At 42.6% G+C, this 17,896-nt stretch carries 14 protein-coding genes and 1 pseudogene; 10 read left to right on the top strand and 5 right to left on the bottom strand.

What is annotated here, in order from left to right:
• The first annotated feature begins 102 nt into the window (after positions 1–102).
• From KFT32_RS19730 to KFT32_RS19720, 3 genes are read left to right on the top strand one after another with little or no spacing between them, the layout of a single operon-like run.
• Positions 103–1,380 (top strand): cytosine permease, encoded by a 1,278-nt coding sequence (locus tag KFT32_RS19730; protein ID WP_211749106.1) that lies wholly within the window; start codon positions 103–105, stop codon positions 1,378–1,380.
• A complete protein-coding gene (locus KFT32_RS19725; RefSeq protein WP_211749104.1) occupies positions 1,377–2,480 on the top strand; it encodes a DUF917 domain-containing protein in 1,104 nt (367 codons plus the stop codon). The genes KFT32_RS19730 and KFT32_RS19725 overlap by 4 nt, the downstream gene beginning before the upstream one ends.
• Complete coding sequence (locus KFT32_RS19720; protein ID WP_211749102.1) at positions 2,473–4,023, top strand: hydantoinase/oxoprolinase N-terminal domain-containing protein; 1,551 nt, start codon at positions 2,473–2,475, stop codon at positions 4,021–4,023. The genes KFT32_RS19725 and KFT32_RS19720 overlap by 8 nt, the downstream gene beginning before the upstream one ends.
• 132 nt (positions 4,024–4,155) lie before the next feature.
• On the opposite strand, the pseudogene KFT32_RS27295 reads toward KFT32_RS19720, so the two are convergent.
• The 3 genes and pseudogenes from KFT32_RS27295 to KFT32_RS19710 all read right to left on the bottom strand — a co-directional run bounded on the left by KFT32_RS27295 (position 4,156) and on the right by KFT32_RS19710 (position 6,114).
• Positions 4,156–4,494: pseudogene (locus tag KFT32_RS27295) on the bottom strand (LexA family protein).
• Between the two features lie 25 nt (positions 4,495–4,519).
• The gene (locus KFT32_RS19715; protein ID WP_211749101.1) at positions 4,520–4,879 is read right to left on the bottom strand and encodes a YxeA family protein; all 360 of its coding nucleotides are present in this window, start codon (positions 4,877–4,879) and stop codon (positions 4,520–4,522) included.
• 320 nt (positions 4,880–5,199) lie between these two features.
• The gene (locus tag KFT32_RS19710; RefSeq protein ID WP_211749099.1) at positions 5,200–6,114 is read right to left on the bottom strand and encodes an ArsR/SmtB family transcription factor; all 915 of its coding nucleotides are present in this window, start codon (positions 6,112–6,114) and stop codon (positions 5,200–5,202) included.
• 167 nt (positions 6,115–6,281) lie between these two features.
• Here KFT32_RS19710 and KFT32_RS19705 point away from each other — a divergent pair, with 167 nt between their 5' ends.
• From KFT32_RS19705 to KFT32_RS19690, 4 genes are all read left to right on the top strand, one after another.
• Positions 6,282–8,057 (top strand): glycoside hydrolase family 2 protein, encoded by a 1,776-nt coding sequence (locus KFT32_RS19705; RefSeq protein ID WP_249436000.1) that lies wholly within the window; start codon positions 6,282–6,284, stop codon positions 8,055–8,057.
• Positions 8,058–8,594: 537 nt separating this feature from the next.
• On the top strand, positions 8,595–9,572 hold the full coding sequence (locus tag KFT32_RS19700) for a ring-cleaving dioxygenase (RefSeq protein ID WP_211749094.1): 978 nt from the start codon (positions 8,595–8,597) through the stop codon (positions 9,570–9,572).
• A gap of 150 nt (positions 9,573–9,722) precedes the next feature.
• The gene (locus KFT32_RS19695; protein ID WP_211749092.1) at positions 9,723–10,316 is read left to right on the top strand and encodes a nitroreductase family protein; all 594 of its coding nucleotides are present in this window, start codon (positions 9,723–9,725) and stop codon (positions 10,314–10,316) included.
• A gap of 175 nt (positions 10,317–10,491) precedes the next feature.
• Complete coding sequence (locus KFT32_RS19690) at positions 10,492–10,767, top strand: phage holin family protein (RefSeq protein ID WP_211749090.1); 276 nt, start codon at positions 10,492–10,494, stop codon at positions 10,765–10,767.
• Between the two features lie 127 nt (positions 10,768–10,894).
• Here KFT32_RS19690 and KFT32_RS19685 read toward each other — a convergent pair whose 3' ends face one another.
• Complete coding sequence (locus KFT32_RS19685; RefSeq protein WP_211749089.1) at positions 10,895–12,643, bottom strand: glycine betaine ABC transporter substrate-binding protein; 1,749 nt, start codon at positions 12,641–12,643, stop codon at positions 10,895–10,897.
• Positions 12,621–13,838: a quaternary amine ABC transporter ATP-binding protein gene (locus KFT32_RS19680; protein ID WP_211749087.1), complete on the bottom strand. Its 1,218-nt coding sequence runs from the start codon at positions 13,836–13,838 to the stop codon at positions 12,621–12,623. The genes KFT32_RS19685 and KFT32_RS19680 overlap by 23 nt, the downstream gene beginning before the upstream one ends.
• A gap of 449 nt (positions 13,839–14,287) precedes the next feature.
• Here KFT32_RS19680 and KFT32_RS19675 point away from each other — a divergent pair, with 449 nt between their 5' ends.
• The 3 genes from KFT32_RS19675 (at position 14,288) to alr (ending at position 17,706) form a co-directional block, all read left to right on the top strand.
• Positions 14,288–14,854: a GbsR/MarR family transcriptional regulator gene (locus tag KFT32_RS19675; RefSeq protein ID WP_211749085.1), complete on the top strand. Its 567-nt coding sequence runs from the start codon at positions 14,288–14,290 to the stop codon at positions 14,852–14,854.
• 219 nt (positions 14,855–15,073) lie between these two features.
• Positions 15,074–16,276, top strand: coding sequence for a LolA family protein (locus KFT32_RS19670; RefSeq protein ID WP_211749083.1), 1,203 nt, complete (start codon positions 15,074–15,076; stop codon positions 16,274–16,276).
• A 248-nt stretch (positions 16,277–16,524) separates the two neighbouring features.
• On the top strand, positions 16,525–17,706 hold the full coding sequence (gene alr, locus KFT32_RS19665) for an alanine racemase (protein WP_211749081.1): 1,182 nt from the start codon (positions 16,525–16,527) through the stop codon (positions 17,704–17,706).
• Positions 17,707–17,896 lie beyond the last annotated feature (190 nt).

Here is a 17,896-nt window from a genome sequence, read left to right as displayed (position 1 = left end):
AGACAAAAATTACGGATCTTTTTTTTATTTTAGCAAAAGACGCTCCCTATGATTCCTTCTATAATAAGAAAAATCTACTTTACGAGATCGGAGGAAGGGTTCATGAAAAAAGAAGGAACACAGCACCAGTCTTGGTTCACGCTGGCGATTGTTTGGGCCGGAGCGATGATCAGCATACCCGGTCTCCTGGTAGGAAACACGCTCATATCGGGGATGAGCCTACCTAAGACTTTACTTGTCACCTTAGTTGGATATTCCATTATCGTTGCCATCATGATTCTTCAAGGTATTCAAAGCACGGACCTAGGTAAGTCAACCGTTCAGGTCGCAGGTCAGGTGTTTGGGAAAAAAGGCTCGCGAACGATTCTATCTATTATTCTCACCATTGCATGCCTCGGTTGGTTTGGGATTCAGGCCAATGTATGTGGGGAAGCGCTGGCGAATTTGTTGACAGAGTTTGGAATGACGGTTCCTGTTCCTGTTGCTTCTCTAATTAGCGGCTTGGTCATGGTAATCTCTGCGATGTACGGAATCAAAGTACTGCGTGTACTCAGTTATATTGCAGTGCCATTATTAGTCGTCATATGTATATATGGTTTATTTCAAGCTTTCACTGGGGGTTCTTGGGATCTCATTTCGAACTACCAGCCTGACCAGCAGATGAAATTCATGGATGGATTATCAGTTACGATGGGATCTTTTGCCCTGGGGGCCGTCATTGCAGGCGACTACTCGCAGTTTTCGATAAAGCGTTCTGATGTGTGGAAAGCAGCGATTTTCGGAATTATACCGTCTGGTGTTCTGATGATCAGTGTAGGGGCTATCTTAACACTCGCTTATCAAACTAACGATGTCGCAGCCGTATTTTTGAATATTACAACGCCTTTTATCGGCGGGATTGTTTTCATCTTGGCGGCATGGAAAACGAACATGGTCAATGCCATCTCAGGTGGATTTGCCTTGACCAATGTATTCCGCGTTTCCAAAGATAAAGAAAAATGGGCAGTGGGTGTTGCTGGACTTATCGGGACTATACTCGCAGTGGTCGGTATCTTGAATTACTTCACGCCAGTGATGTCGATATTTTCGGCTATGGTTCCGCCTGTAGCAGGGGTCATGATTGCTTCCTACTGGGTGATGAACAAAGGGGATAAGAATAGCTGGAAAGAAACAGAAGGCGTTAATCGTCTAGGTGTATTTTCTTGGCTCATCGGTTCTGTCATTGCTTGTATACCTGTCGTTATGTCCTTCTTCCCAAGTTTGCCTCAAGTAACGAATCAGCCATTGATCGGGATCGTCATTTCATTTGTCATTTATGTAGTATGCTACCGATTCACTGCTTCAGCTTCAAAGACTGTCATATTGGAGGAAAATAGATGAGATATTTAGATAAAGACGCCATTGAACATATTGCGGTAGGCGCTGCATTTTTAGGTACAGGTGGTGGGGGAGATCCTTACATCGGTAAACTCATGGCTCTTTCAGCTATCGAAAAAAACGGGCCTGTAAGATTATATTCCGTGGATGAAATTGCAGATGATGACTTTTTTATTCCTGCTGCCATGATGGGTGCACCTTCCGTCTTAGTTGAGAAATTCCCTAGAGGGGACGAGTTTGTTAAGGTATTTCAAAAGCTCGCCAAGTATTTGGGCAAAGAAAAAATTACAGGCACGTTTCCGATGGAAGCGGGGGGAGTCAATTCAATGGTTCCCATTGTTGTTGCAGCGCAGCTAGATTTACCACTAATTGATTGTGATGGTATGGGTAGAGCATTTCCTGAACTTCAGATGGTGACTTTTAACCTGGACGGCATTTCCGCCGCGCCGATGGCGATCACAGATGAAAAAGGAAACATCGGTATCTTCGAAACAATCGATAATAAATGGACTGAACGGATTGCAAGGGCAGCTACGGTGGAGATGGGGGCTAGTGCTTTAGTAAGCCTATATCCAACGACGGGTGCCCAGATTAAGAAGAGCGGTGTCCACAACATTGTGACCCTATCTGAACAGATTGGCGAGATCATATCTTCCAAAAACAGAGAAGCCAAAGATAAGCTTCAGCAACTGCTGAGCTTGATATCCGGCTATGAGCTCTTTCAAGGAAAGATAACAGACGTAATCCGGGAAACCAAAGGTGGCTTCAATCTGGGGAAAATGAACCTAGAAGGCATTGAGACGAATAAAGACGAACAGATGCATGTTCATTTTCAGAATGAGAATCTGCTTGCAGAGAAGAATGGTCAGGTAGTAGCCTTGACGCCGGATTTAATATGTCTGGTCGACTATGAAACGCTATTACCCGTTACAACGGAGAGTTTGAAATATGGAAAACGTGTACGTGTCATTGGGCTCCCGGCGCATCCGAAGTGGCGAACCGAAAAAGGAATCGAAACGGCAGGACCGAGATACTTTGGATATGATTACGATTACGTTCCGATTGAGGAACTGGTGAGTAAGGCGGTGGCTAAACATGTATAGAATCGGGATTGATGTAGGCGGTACGAATACGGATGCCATTATTTTGGACGGACACAACCATTTGATCCATAGTGTGAAATCCCCAACAACGCTGGATATTAAAACAGGGATTGAGAACTCGCTGCGGAACCTGCTTCATGAAGCGAATATTGATAAAACAAAAATTACCCATGCGATGCTCGGGACAACGCAGTGTACGAATGCCATCGTGGAACGTAAAAAATTAGCCAAAGTTGGTGTAATCCGTTTGGGATTCCCAGCTACCGCTTCCGTTCCTCCGTATACAGCTTGGCCAAAAGACATGGTGGAGAAATTATCAGGAAACTACGCATTAGCTCATGGCGGATATGAATATGATGGTCAATTGCTGGGTGACATCAACGAACAGGAGATTAAAACTCTACTAGGCGAATGGCGAGATAAAGTAGAATCGATTGCGGTCATTGGCGTTTTCTCATCGATCAAAAATGATCAGGAACTCAAAGTTAGAGAGTGGATCTGGGAAGAATACGGGGAAGCTTATCCGGTTTCTTGCTCATCTCTAATCGGTTCTGTTGGCCTCATTGAGCGCGAGAATGCAACGATCCTGAATGCGGCTTTATGCAAAGTCATTGAGACGACCACGACAGGATTTGTTCACGCATTAGAAGAAGAGGGGATCAAAGGTGCCGAAGTGTACTTATGTCAAAATGACGGAACACTCATGTCGATTGAATATGCTAAAGATTTCCCGATACTCACCATTGCCTGTGGACCGACAAACAGCATACGGGGTGCATCCTATCTAGCCAATATTAAAGATACGATGGTCATTGATGTGGGCGGGACCACTTCCGATATCGGTGTATTGCAGGATGGATTCCCAAGAGAATCTTCTGTAGCGGTGGAAGTAGGAGATATTCGCACGAACTTTAGAATGCCGGATATTATCTCAGTAGGACTTGGCGGAGGAAGCATCGTTCGCGTGGATAACGGCAAGATTACGGTTGGGCCGGATAGCGTAGGTTATAAAATCGGAGAAGAAGCGCTTGTCTTTGGCGGAAATACGCTGACGACAACGGACATTGCGGTTCGACTCGGACTCGCTGACATGGGTGACAAGAGTCTAGTAAGCCACATTGATGAGGCTTTTGCGAAGCAGGTTCAAACCGAAATTTCTTCGATTATTGAACAAGCCATTGATAAGATGAAAACTTCGTCCGAAGATGTGCAGATCGTGCTCGTCGGCGGGGGCAGTGTCATTATTCCGGATCAGATCCGCGGAGTTGCCAGCATTATTAAAGCGGAGAACGGAGGCGTCGCGAATGCCATTGGTGCATCGATTGCTCAAATCAGCGGACAGTACGAGCAAATCTATATTTACTCTCGCGAGCCGCGCGAGGATTCGCTCAAAGATGCAGAGGAAAAAGCAGTGAAACAAGCGGTAATGGCAGGAGCCGACCCAACGACGATTGAACTGGTTGAAGTGGAAGAAACGCCACTTGCCTATCATCCAGAAAATGCGACCAGACTTAGAGTCAAAGTTGTAGGTAAAATGAGTTAAAGGCATTGTATCAATAAAGAGGCTTCTCAGCAGTAATGAATCACTGTTGAGAGGCCTTTTTCTGTATGTTTTTCACATCAAAAAGAAGCTTATCTTCACCCAGAGGAGCTTCTTCTTTCAATACCAAGGGGGTTATTGCCGAAAATGGCCTACATACGTACCGCACACCATAAATTCATTCGGGGTCAATTCGAATGGATCATACGCATCATTCTCCGGTGATAATGTAAATTTACTCGAATCCTCAGACCATCTCATCCGTTTAAGTGTCCCTTCCTCGCCATTAATAATGACAGCAACAATCTGCCCATTATATTCCGGCCATGAAGCCTATTTCATAAACACAATATCCTGATCAAGAATTCCTGCATGAATCATGGAATCGCCTTGTACTCTCAGCGCGAAATCAGGCTGAGGCTGTGCTGGGAAGGGGTAGCTAACATAGGCTTCAATCTCTTCGCTCGCAATCATAAGGAATATAACTATTTTATCTACCTTAATCTGTCAACAAACTCCTCGGAACCTCAGTCTCCTTCACTTCCTCATATCCAATAACGAAACCTGACTTTTCTTTAATTCGTAAAAAAGCATCCTCACGCAATTTCTTCAATCCTGTAAACTCGATATCTTTACGCTTATTTTTATCATTAACCGCTGGAAGCTTGTAATCATATTGTCCCATATCCGATTTACTAACGATCCCGGCTGAATCTACTTGAACATACCAATGTTCTACTTCAATAAACGGGTTAAACATGGCCTTATTTACATCTGACATCTTGTTATAACCTATGTTAACTCCGATCCCGGCAATAATAATGATTCCGAGGAGAAAGACGAAAATATACTTTTTCAATGTGAACACCCCTGTAAGGTTTTTTATTTATTTTCATTATAGCTAGCTCCAAAAATAGGGGACATCGATTCCTCTTACAATGGACTAACATTTTTGTCACACGGATTTAATACAAGGTTATTCTTTTGATTTCGCTCTGTTTTTCTCCTTTGCAAAATGAATCTAACATAAAAAAGGTCTCCCTAAGCTTGAAGAGCTTAAGAGAGACCTTTTATTTTTTTGGCAACTTTGTCAATCAGGAAACCGAGCAAAAACCAGATCATCAAGGAAATCAGATCTACGATCCTCTCCCTTTCATTTTTGACGTGTTCTCTAAGTACCTACGCTTCCTCGTAATGTACCGTTACTCTGATGTCCTGATCATAGTTCCCAAACTTCTTCCCAAACAGGCTTATTCCACCCGCATTGCGTGCATCCGGAGGAGAGGAAAGACGAAAACGGAAATCCTCACGCTTGTTCATAGGAATGGACGATAAGGAGATATCAGATAGCTTTACCCCATCCAGATAGGTTCCATCTGTACGTACAGACAAGGTCTTGAGTAGTCCGTTTTGTGTACCTAAGTCCCACCAGGAAGGGGTTAGTGCACCACGCTTGCTTCCAAAGTCACCCGGGCATGTCCACATGCCAATACAAACATCATTTATATAAAATGAGATATCGGATGGCCAGTCCTCATTATATTTTGGAGCTTCCGAACATAACTCTAACGCGAATTCCAATGAAGTAATATGCTGTGTTCCATATAGATAATTAGGGACCCGGTATTCCACATAACCGCTACCGAACCATAGATGGGCTGCCTCTGTCCGCTCAGGGTCTGAGAAGTAACGCGGATCGTCGACAAGGCCAATGATTTTATGTGATGAAGCGAGTCCACATGTAGGATTTACTTCATAGGATGAGTACTGCCCAACAGGAATTTCTACTGTATATTTGGTTTCCTTAACCGGTTGTTCCGAGGTTTTGTGAAGCTGGAGGGTAATTTCCTCAACAGCGAGAGTACATATCTTCGGGGCACCTCTTGTCCCACTGAGAATACGTGTAGAAACAATACCTGCTTCCTCCAGCTTCTGAATATGTTTGGTCGTAATAGCTGCAGACAGTCCAAGTAAACCGGCCAATTCCTTGATGCTGTGAGGTGATTTATTTAATAGTTCAATAATATGTACCCGAGTAGAAGAAGAGAAACACTCTAGTATAGGCATGGAGCTGCGATTTACAGGGATTTTCATGAGAAACCTCTTTCTAAAGGAAGAATTCCATCTATTATATAACTCTAAAGTTAATTGAACAACATTTATGTTGACGTTATAAAAGGTAGAAGCTAAAATGAAATCGTATTAAAGTTACTCATTTGTTGTTATATTAACTTATAAATTAATAAATGGAGGAATACAAAATGACAGTTGTACCAAGCCGTTCTGATTATCCGCGTCCTCAGTTCTCACGTAGTTCCTGGCTTAGCCTAAATGGTGAATGGGATTTTGAATTTGATGATGAACGAGTAGGAGATGCTGGTAGATGGAGTCGTGGGAAGCATACGTTTCGTCGGAAGATCCAAGTTCCTTTTAGTTTTGAAAGCAAACTCAGCGGAATTGGAGAACCTGATTTTCATGATGTGGTTTGGTATCAACGAAAACTGGACCTGCAAGAGAAAGGGACAGACAGCCGCATTCTGCTCCATTTTGGAGCTGTAGATTATGAAGCAACGGTGTGGGTGAATGGAACGCAGGTCGCCTATCATGAGGGAGGCCATACGCCTTTTTACGCAGATATTACAGATGCACTTGAAAAGGACAATAATGTGTTGGTCGTAAAAGCAGTAGATTATGGTGAAGACGTATACTTACCGAGAGGTAAGCAGTTCTGGAAAGAGAAGTCGGCAGGGATTTGGTATACACGAACTACGGGGATCTGGCAATCGGTTTGGGTAGAAACGGTGCACAAAGTTCATCTGGAGAAGGTCAAATATTTACCTGACATCGATCATAATGAAATTAATATTCGTTCCTTTGTACACGGGCTGGAGCATCTGAATAAATCTTCAAACGTTGAACTTGCGATATCTATTTCTTTTCAGGGGGAGCGAGTATCTACGAGCCGATATCAAGTCTTAACTTGCGAGGAGAGTCGTACCATTCGTCTTACAGGACTGAATGATCATGGGATGGACCGCTTTTGGAGTCCGGAGCATCCGAATCTATACGATGTAGAATATACTCTTCTCGTAGATGGCAATGCAGTGGATGAGGTGAAAAGTTATTTCGGTATGCGCAAAATATCAATCGAAAGCGGCCGTTTTAACCTAAATAATCGTCCTTATTTTATGCGTCTTGTGCTGGACCAAGGATATTTTCCAGACGGTAATCTGACACCACCCTCTGATGAAGCTATTCGCCAGGATGTGGAACTGATGAAGCAAATGGGCTTTAACGGCGCACGTAAGCATCAGAAGGTGGAGGATCCTCGTTTTCTCTATTGGTGTGACAGACTAGGGTTAATCGTATGGGGGGAAATGGCGAATGCGTATGATTTCTCTGAAAAATACGCTCAGCGTTTCACCAAAGAGTGGCAGGAAGCAATGGAGCGGGATTACAATCACCCTTGCATTGCGGTATGGGTCCCGCTGAATGAAAGTTGGGGTGTTCCGAACATTCAGGTTGATGAGCGTCAGCAGCAGCATGCCCTCGCGATGTACCATTTGACTAAATCGCTTGATACCTCACGGCTTGTTGTTTCCAATGATGGGTGGGAGATGGTGAAGACGGATCTCTTTAACATTCATGATTATGAATGGCGCAAGGAAGTGCTTGAAAACCGCTACAGTACAGTAGAAGAAGCAACATCTGGTATGCCAGGGAACCGAAGACTCAGTGTTGAAGGATATCCTTATGAGGGGCAGCCGATCCTTATTACTGAATTTGGAGGGATTGCTTACAAGAAAAGTGATTGGGAAGGCTGGGGATATTCCGGTGCATCAACAGATGAAGATTACGCCGATCGTCTTACGAACGTGATCCTGCCGCTTCTTCATTCGGGGGTGGTTCAAGGTTATTGTTACACACAGCTGACGGATGTAGAGCAGGAGATCAATGGACTGCTTACATATGACCGTGTACCGAAACTTCCGCTGGAGACGATTGAACGAATCGTAAAAGGGTTGCCTGAAAAATAGAAAGTAGCCTCAATCCTCTATAGTTAGTGGGGGAAAGAGGCTTCTTTCTATTTTATAAATGCTAACATGTGACTGTTTTATGATAATAAAAGGGTCTCATATGTTCGGAATTGTTAAGAAAATGAATAAAGCTGTTCATTTTTGTTTAATGATAGGTATGGTTTTACTCCATTAATGAAGTAAAAAACAATCAAATATATTTTCAGAAAAACGGTTGACATTTCATCAGTTTAGTAATAAACTTTATTTAAGTGATTGAGAAAAAGTAAGTCACAAACGCAAAGTAATGAAGATTAGATTTGGGAATCTCAGAGTTTGTCGTAGTCGTGTTTTTTGTGTAAAACAGAAACATTGTAAGACGTTCGTCGTCAACTATTGAACAACAGTATAGAGATTCTTATTTTAAACCATATATCTTAATTTTATAATACTTTAATTAGAGATATATGAGGGTTGCTCTATTAAGAATAGAAGTTTCTTATAAGGGGTAAACTTCGGTAGGCTTTGCTTCTAGGTAATGTAAGGGGATGAACATAAATGAACCATTTAAAAGGAATTCACCATGTAACGGCGATTACTAGCAATGCGGAGAAAAATTATGAGTTTTTCACTTATGTATTGGGTATGCGCCTCGTGAAAAAGACAGTAAACCAAGATGATATCCAGACGTACCATTTGTTCTTTGCAGATGATAAAGGTAGTGCAGGTACGGATATGACCTTCTTCGATTTCCCTGGTATCCCGAAAGGGGTCCATGGTAATGACGAGATCTATAAATCTTCTTTCCGTGTTCCAAATGACGAAGCGATTAATTATTGGAAAAACCGTTTTGATCGTCTTGGAGTAAGTCATACGGGAATCCAGGAATTGTTCGGGAAGAAAACCTTGTCTTTCGTTGATTTTGATGATCAGCAGTATCAGTTGATTTCAGATGAGAATAACAAAGGTATTGCTTCAGGAACGCCTTGGCAAAAAGGTCCGATTCCGTTGGAATATGCAATCACAGGACTGGGTCCGATTTTTGTACGATTCTCCCAGTTTGATTATTTCAAAGAACTGATGGAGAGAGTGCTGATGTTCAAGGAAATTGCTCAAGAAGGGTCCCTTCATTTATTTGAAGTAGGAGAAGGCGGAAATGGAGCACAGGTTGTCGTTGAAGACAACACTGAACTTCCACCAGCACGCCAAGGATACGGCACGGTTCACCATGCTGCATTCCGTGTAGAAGACCGTGCAGTGCTCGATGAGTGGACTTCCCGTATGGAAAGCTTTGGCTTTACTACTTCGGGCTATGTAGATCGTCACTTCTTCGAATCGCTGTATGCGAGAGTGACACCGCAAATTCTATTTGAATTTGCTACAGATGGTCCTGGATTTATGGGGGATGAACCTTATGAAACGCTGGGAGAGAAATTGTCCCTGCCGCCATTTTTGGAACCACATCGTGAACAGATTGAGCGGGATGTTCGCCCGATTGATACGATGCGTAGCGATAAAGTTTTCAACAAGGAATAACCTGCAATAATTAGGTCAATCTTGAAATGAGCTGATGAATTATTGCAGGGACCTGCAAAATTCGCTCAATCTCGAAATGAGCTGACTAATTTGAAGGTGACTTGTGAAATATATAAATAATATGTTCAATTAATAGGAGGAAAATTTATTATGAATTTTTTTGAAGCTGTAGAAACACGTCGTTCCGTATATGCATTAAACAAGGATGTAAATGTATCAGATAATCGTATTAAAGAGATCGTGGAGCATGCTGTGAAAAATGTACCATCTGCATTCAACTCCCAATCTTCTCGCGTGGTTGTTCTCCTGAAAGGCGAGCACGATAAATTGTGGGACATGACGACTGAAGTTCTTAAAGCTGTAATGGGCGATGCTGACTTCTCTGGTACACAGCAAAAAATGGATATGTTCAAAGGTGCTTATGGTACAGTATTGTTCTTCGAAGATCAAGCTGTAGTAGGTGGACTTCAAGAAGCATTCCCTTTCTATGCAGATAACTTCCCAATCTGGTCTGAACAAACGACGGGTATGCACCAATTCGCAGTATGGACAGGTCTTGCTACAGAAGGTCTGGGCGCATCCCTGCAGCATTATAACCCTCTTGTAGACGAAAGAATTGCTAATGAGTGGAACGTTCCTGAATCTTGGAAACTTCGTGCTCAAATGCCTTTCGGCGGAATTGCACAACCAGCTGGCGAAAAAGAATTCAAACCGCTTGAAGATCGTATTAAATTCTACGGATAAGTTATCTTCCATATCAAAGCCGTTCCTTCATCTTCGGATAAGGGACGGTTTTTTATTTCGCATTCATAAGAAAAATCCATTTAATCAATCATATTACCTTTCCATCTGTACTGTCTTTCCTGCTTACTGCATACATAACATTATATCTTACTATGTAGAAGAGGAGAGTGGGAAGATGGACTGGAGTGTCATATGGAATCTCATCGACCCACGTCTGGTTGGCGTTGTAGCGGTTTGTTGGGTAGTAGGGTTTATACTCAAGTCCACACCGCCTATACCGGACTGGACGATCGTATATGTTGTAGTCATCGTTGCAATATTGCTTACCATTTGGATGCTTGGTTGGTCTCCCGATTCAGTCATACAGGGAATTTTGGCAGGTTCCTTTTCCGTATATGGGCATCAAGTGGTCAAACAGACACGCAGTATCGGAAAAGAGAGCAAGGGATAAAGTGAAAGGGAAGCACATGGAGATCTATTTCATAAGTATCAGATTTGTTTTCCGATATATAACACAAAAAAAGCCGTAACCCAGTTGGGTTACGGCTTTTTGCTTTACGCATTATTCTATATCGGTCTTATTTTAAATCTTCAATGGAGTTGACATCCATGTAGGCAGGAACGGTAAGACCTGTTTTAGCACCTTCCATGTTAACACCGATATCTTCAACCTGATCAATATACCGATCGTAATATGCAGCTGAAGTGATAGGTAGCCATGCGGCAAGTGTTGCATCGACATCGCCTGAAGCGACACCCGTCCACATTGGGCCCATCTCTACTTGAAGGGAAGTTACTTTGTAACCAAGCTTCTCTGCGAGGATATATTGTACAAGATTCGTACTTGCAATTTCGGAATCCCAAGCTACATAACTAAGTTTTAGTGTATCGCCATTTACAGGTTTAAGGCCTTTCGTCCACTCAGCCACTTTGTCTTTATGAGCTTCAGCCCAGTCTTTCGCAGCTTTTTCAGGAGTTACTCCATCCTGGATAGCGATCATGATTTCACCCATATCTTCTGGAGTCCAGTTAAAGCGATCCAAGAATTCATAAGCTGTTGGCTTATCTTCTTTAAGCCCTTTACGAACAATCGTATGAATTTCCTCTGCTTCTCCATAAGATTTAAGTGGGTCTTCAAGATATTTTAAATCATATTTGTTGAACATCCAGTGTGGTGTCCAGCCTGTAATAACAATAGGTTCTTCGTTCTTCATGGCTTTTTCCAGCATTGCCGTCATTGCAGAACTCGAGCCTTCAACAAGCGTCCAATCGGTTAGTCCGTAATCTTCCATCGCTTGTTTGGTGGAGGCCATGATGCCAGCACCAGGATCAATACCGATAATTTGATAATTCACTTCTTTACCAACTGCATTGCCGCCTTCTGCACCACCAGCAGTGTTATTACCTACAAAATACTGAGAGAAACCAGCAATGAGTACAATGGCTGTAGCAGCCGATGTCATCCAAATTCGCTGTTTCGAGGTGAAACGGCTCGTTTTTTTCTTACCAGGTTTTCCTACTAGGTTTTGTGAGAAGCGGTCAAGCACGATGGCGAGAACAACCACAACAAGGCCTGCTTCGAAACCTTTACCAATTTGTAGCTGACCAACTGCACGATATACTTCCGCACCAATACCTTGTGCACCAATCATCGACGCGATTACGACCATGGAAAGGGACAACATAATGGTTTGGTTAACACCACTCATCAGCGTTGGCATTGCCAAAGGAAGCTGAACTTTAAACAGTTTTTGTGCCGACGTAGAACCAAAAGCATCTGCTGCTTCCACAAGTTCCGTTGAAACTTGACGAATACCAAGATGTGTCATCCGGATCGTCGGTGGAATAGAGAAAATAACGGATGCAATCACACCCGGTACCACACCAAGACTGAAGAATGTAACCGCTGGTAGTAGATACACGAATGCTGGCATCGTCTGCATCAGATCAAGGATCGGAGTAACGACTCTTTCTAAACCTCGACTGTACGCAGATAAAATACCGATAGGTACACCTAGGATCACGGATACGATCCCTGAAGTTACGACAAGACCAAGGGTATCCATGGACTGCGGCCAGTAACCGAGGTTATAGATAAGTAGGAAGCCGAGAACTGTAAACAGAGTGAGCTTCCATTTTCCGAGTAAATAAGCAAGTAAACCAATAATAATAATGAAAAGAAAAGGATGGGGCAGCATGAACAGCCCCGAGAAAAATCCGACGACACTTTCGATAATAGTCGAAATGACGCCGAAGAATCCGGAGAGTGAATCATTCAGCCAATTAACTGCGGCATCTGTCCACTCAGCTATGGGTAACTTCGGCATTAGATGGTTCCTCCTTCGTTGTAACTTCGCCGCCAAGTGCACCTAGAAGCGCGCCTCTTACGATGACACCTACTAGCCTTCCATTTTCACCAACAACGGCAACAGGAACTTTGGCAGAGCTTGTAATTTCGAATAGATCATTCATCATCGTTTCAGGTGGTACTTGAGGTCCATCTGTGATGAGAATATCTTGAATTGTTTTTCCTTCTTTAAAAGCACGAGCTGCATCTTCTGCTGTAATAACACCAAGTAATTTCTTCATACGGTCGATTACGAACAGGTTAGAAATCCCACGCTCACGCATAAGTTCGAGTGCTACACGCGGACCGCGATCTAGTGTGATTGTCTCGGGTCTAAGCATCACATGAGATGCAGTGAGTACTTTGGACAAATCCACATCCTCAACGAAACGAGCTACAAATGAGTTAGCAGGTTGAATCATGATTTCTTCTGGTGTACCAATTTGTTCAACCGCTCCATCTTTCATGAGAGCAATTCGGTCACCGATACGAAGAGCTTCATCCAAATCATGAGTAATGAAGATGATCGTTTTTTGCATGCGTTCTTGTAGCTCAAGCAGCTCATCTTGCATGTCACGGCGAATCAGCGGGTCAAGTGCACTGAAGGCCTCATCCATGAGCATTACTTCAGGGTCGTTTGCGAGGGCACGCGCCAGACCGACACGCTGCTGCATCCCACCACTAAGTTCGCTTGGAAGTTTATCTTCCCAGCCCTTGAGTCCAACAAGTTCAAGTGCTTCTTTTGCTTTTTGTGTACGTATTGATTTGTCTACTTTTTGAATTTCCAGACCATATTCCACGTTATCGAGAACCGTCCGGTGAGGTAGAAGAGCAAAGCTTTGGAACACCATGCTGATGGTTTCTCTGCGTACTTTACGCAGCTGCTCTTTATTCATTTTGCGAAGGTCTTTCCCGTGAACGAGTATTTCTCCAGAGGTAGGCTCAATTAAGCGATTTAGCATACGAACGAGCGTAGACTTACCACTACCGGACAACCCCATAATGACAAAGATTTCTCCTTGCTTGATTTCCATGTTGACTTGATTTACGCCGACCGTAATATTTTTCTCTTTGGCCAGACGCTTCTTGTCCCAACCTTGTTCAAGAAGCTTTACTCCCTCTTGAGCGCCAGGACCAAACAGTTTGCTAACATTTTTTACTTCCAGTATGGTCATGCTTACACTCCTTTTTTAAGAACTATATAAGCTCGTGTAGCCTATTTTTGAACATTAGCCTTTGCCATTGTAACAAAATTGTACTATAGTTTCAATTGTATATTCCGTATGTATAGTTTGTACAGAAAAAACTGTACGGATTGAATACACGGAAAATACGTATAATTCCTTAAGTATTCTTGGTTTTCTGGCATTTAGCTACGGATTTGACATCTTTACTTTTCATATGGCTTTTTTTAAAATAGATCATGTCATTTCAAAATAAAATGTGATCTAGGTATCGATTCCTCAATTTTTCTCAATGTAAATATAGATTGTCCTTAAAGTATTTCTTTTATGATTCAGTTCATAGGGTTAAAATCATGAGGTTATATAAATAAAAAATCAAACCAGTAAGCGTTTTTATAAATGAAAGTTGAAGGATTAAGGTAGAATGGGAGGTTGCAAGCATGAGCTTGGACCAATTAAACGAAGAACAACAGGCAAAAATAATGAATATTCGTAAGCGTGTCATACAAACGGTGGGGAAAAATATGGAATTGTACGGTCTTACCTCTTCTGCCGGACATCTGTATGGACTGCTCTTTTTTGCTGATAAACCGATGACGCTTGATGAGATGGGCAGAGAAATGGAAATGAGCAAGACGAGTATGAGTACCAGTGTACGTAACCTTCTTGATCTACAAATGGTAAACAAGGTGTGGAGCAAAGGTTCCCGCAAAGATCAGTATGAAGTGGAATACGACTGGCATCAAACTTTTACGGATTATTTTACACTTAAATGGAGACAAGCAGCGGAGAGTAATCTCCTTTCTTTTAAAAAAGCGATTGAAGAGCTGAACCGGCTCTTGAGTGAACATGCCGAGGATGAATATTTGTACCCAATTCTATCTATAGACAAGCAAAAGATGGAGGAAGCCGTTGCTTATTATAAGTGGCTCAACCGATTAATTGATGCGATGGAATCAGAAGAAATTTTTAAACTTGTTCCGAAACAGGAAGATATGAACGGATAAATAATGGATGAACTTAGGACATTATTGATGATGGTTTCTGGGTAGTGTGTATCAAATAAGTCTCACTTTCTGAACTAGAAGGCTGGGGCTTTTTTGTGTTGTCTTTTCTTTATCTATAAATATTGTTTTTATGCTTGTCAGGCTAGTCTGCATAAATCGAACAAGTCCCTCATAAACATGTATCAATCAGTTGAAATCAGTGTTAAAGGGGATGATGTCATGCGCCGGATATCATGGATAATTGCCATGGTACTGTGCTTTTCAGGTCTGCTTACGGCTTGTGGACCAAAGGATGCAGAGTCAGTAGTAAAAGATTTGAACGAGGTCGTAGGTGATCTTGAAAGTTACCAGGGTTCGGGTGTAATGACTCTCTATTCTGGTGAAACACCTCAGGAATACAAAGTGGAAGTATGGCATCAAAAACCTTCTTATTACCGAATCGCTTTAACGAATGCTAAGAAAAATATTACTCAAATTGTTCTTCGTAATGATGATGGGGTGTTTGTCCTTACACCAAGTCTCAACAAAAGCTTCCGTTTTCAAAGCAATTGGCCAGACGATCAAGGCCAAGTCTACTTATATGAAACACTTGTCCGCAGCATTGTTGGTGACAATGCCCGTCAGTTTGCAGATGAAGATGACAGCTATGTATTTGACGTAGCAGCTAATTACAACACACATTCTCTTGTCCGCCAGAAAATTTGGCTCGATAAAGAAAACTATTCACCAAAGCATGTCGCCGTATCTGATGCGAACGCGAATGTAGTCGTAGATGTTAAATTTGATAAGTTTGAATTTGGTACGAAATTTGAAAAAGAATCTTTTGATATGCAGAGAAATATGTCCACTGGTGCAGGCCAAAATACCACTCCTGAAGAAGGAAACACATCTACCATTAATGAGGATGTAAATACTCCGGAAGTAACTGTTCCTGAGTCTGGTGATAAAGATCAGGGTTCTGATCAACCCGATCAGCCTCAAGGAGGTCAACCGGGTGACGAAGTTGGAGGGGAAGTAGATCCTGATGACAGTGCGACACTTGCACCTGGGGCGGAGGAAGAGGAAGCGAGTAGCGAACTTGGAGACTTTGGGGTCATCGAACCAACGTATCTTCCGAATGGTGTAAACATGAAAGATGAGCCGACGATTATGGAAACAGCAGATGATTATGCAGTCATGTTGCGATATGAAGGAACATATAATTACACTATCATTGAAGCAAGACCTCAAGACCGTGCTTCTTCCTATGCGGCTACGACGCCAGTAGATCTTGGATTCACCATTGGTATGATGACCACGGATTTACCACAAACATTGACGTGGTTTGATGAGGGAATGGAGTACCGAATTACGAGCGATAATCTACCTGTTGCAGAAATGGTACAAATCGCCGCTTCTATGCAGGACCAATCGGGTAAATGATATATGAGACAGGCGGATACCGATCATTTACGGAGTCATTTTCCGTAAATTACACGGCTGTTCGCCTCTTTTTTTATCCGCTGAATGTAGGCAAAATGAGGCATTACGTCGAATATGTCAATAAAACGTATTCCAATTCCTTTAACTTATAGGAATACCTTAGTCACAGGGATTTGACAGTGGACTTTCTCTCGCATACCATTAGTTTATTGCTCGCATGGAAATGAAATCAGGGAAGGTGACTAAGGGTGGAAGGACAGTATCGCCCGACCCAAGCTGAAATTAACTTGGATCATTTAAGACATAATGTAGATGTTTTTCGTAAGACTTTGCCTAAAGATGTGTTATTCAGTGCTTGTGTTAAGGCGAATGCCTACGGACATGGAGCTGTAGAAATAGCGAAGGAACTGGAAAAGATAGGAGTTGACTATCTTAACGTCGCTTTTCTTGACGAAGCTCTAGAACTGCGTAGGGCAGGTATAAGCACACCTATACTTATACTGGGATATACACCACCGGAAGGGATAGAGGTTGCATATCGTTATGATATTACGGTAACGGTATTCAGTGAGGAAGTGATCTCTAGAATTGAATCCCTTACTCCTTCCGAAGACATACGCAAGCTGAAAGTGCATTTAAAAATTGACAGTGGAATGGGCCGTCTAGGGGTCATTACTACGAATGATGCTGAACAGGTTTTACGTCGCCTGTCACGTCTTTCTTATGTTGAACTCGAAGGAGCTTATACCCATTTTGCCAAGGCGGATGAAGAAGAAAAAAGCTATACACTGATGCAATATCAACGGTTTATGGATGTGACTAGCGCGCTGCGGGATTTAGGTTATAGGCTCCCGATCATACATACGGGTAATAGTGCTGCTGCGATCGATACTCCGTCCCTCTCTCCAAATATGGTGCGAGTGGGGATTAGTCTTTACGGACTGTACCCATCGGACGAAGTAGATCACCAGAATGTTCATTTACTCCCAGTGCTGACGCTCAAATCAAAGCTAGTTTATGTAAAAAATGTTCCCGAACATTGGGGCATTAGTTACGGAACCAGGTACTTCTCTTCAGAAGAAGAGAGGATTGGAACGCTTCCTATCGGTTATGGAGACGGATATTCCCGAATGCTGACCGGTAAGACAGAAGTCTTAATACGCGGCAAACGCGTCCCTGTCGTTGGTACGATTTGTATGGATCAGTGTATGGTGTCTTTGCAAACTTTAGATGATAAAGAAGAAATTAAAGCTGGTGAAGAGGTTGTTATCATCGGTCAGCAAATGGGCAGTATCATTACTGCCGATGAGCTGGCATCGAAGATTGATACGATTAACTATGAAGTTTTGTGCATGCTTGCAAATCGCGTCCCGCGTATCTATATACGGGGCGGGCAAGTCATCTCTCGAGTCAACTCACTGCTAAACTAAGTTTCGGGAAATTTTTTGTGAGGAAAGAGGATTTTCGTCTAAAGCCCACGAATTGTGTAGATATCTAAAATGGATGATGTACGTATGGGTTTATACCGTTTATAATGAGTAATGCATACTTGATATACGCGGGGCATATATATCCTCTTGTATAAATTTCCTGAAATAACGTTATACTGGTTCACAGTGG

The organism is Paenibacillus sp. Marseille-Q4541 (assembly GCF_018310695.1).
In the GTDB taxonomy this organism is placed as follows: Bacteria; Bacillota; Bacilli; order Paenibacillales; family Paenibacillaceae; genus Paenibacillus.
The sequence above is the reverse complement of the archived record's forward strand: the minus strand, read 5'-3'. Positions and strand labels throughout refer to the sequence as shown.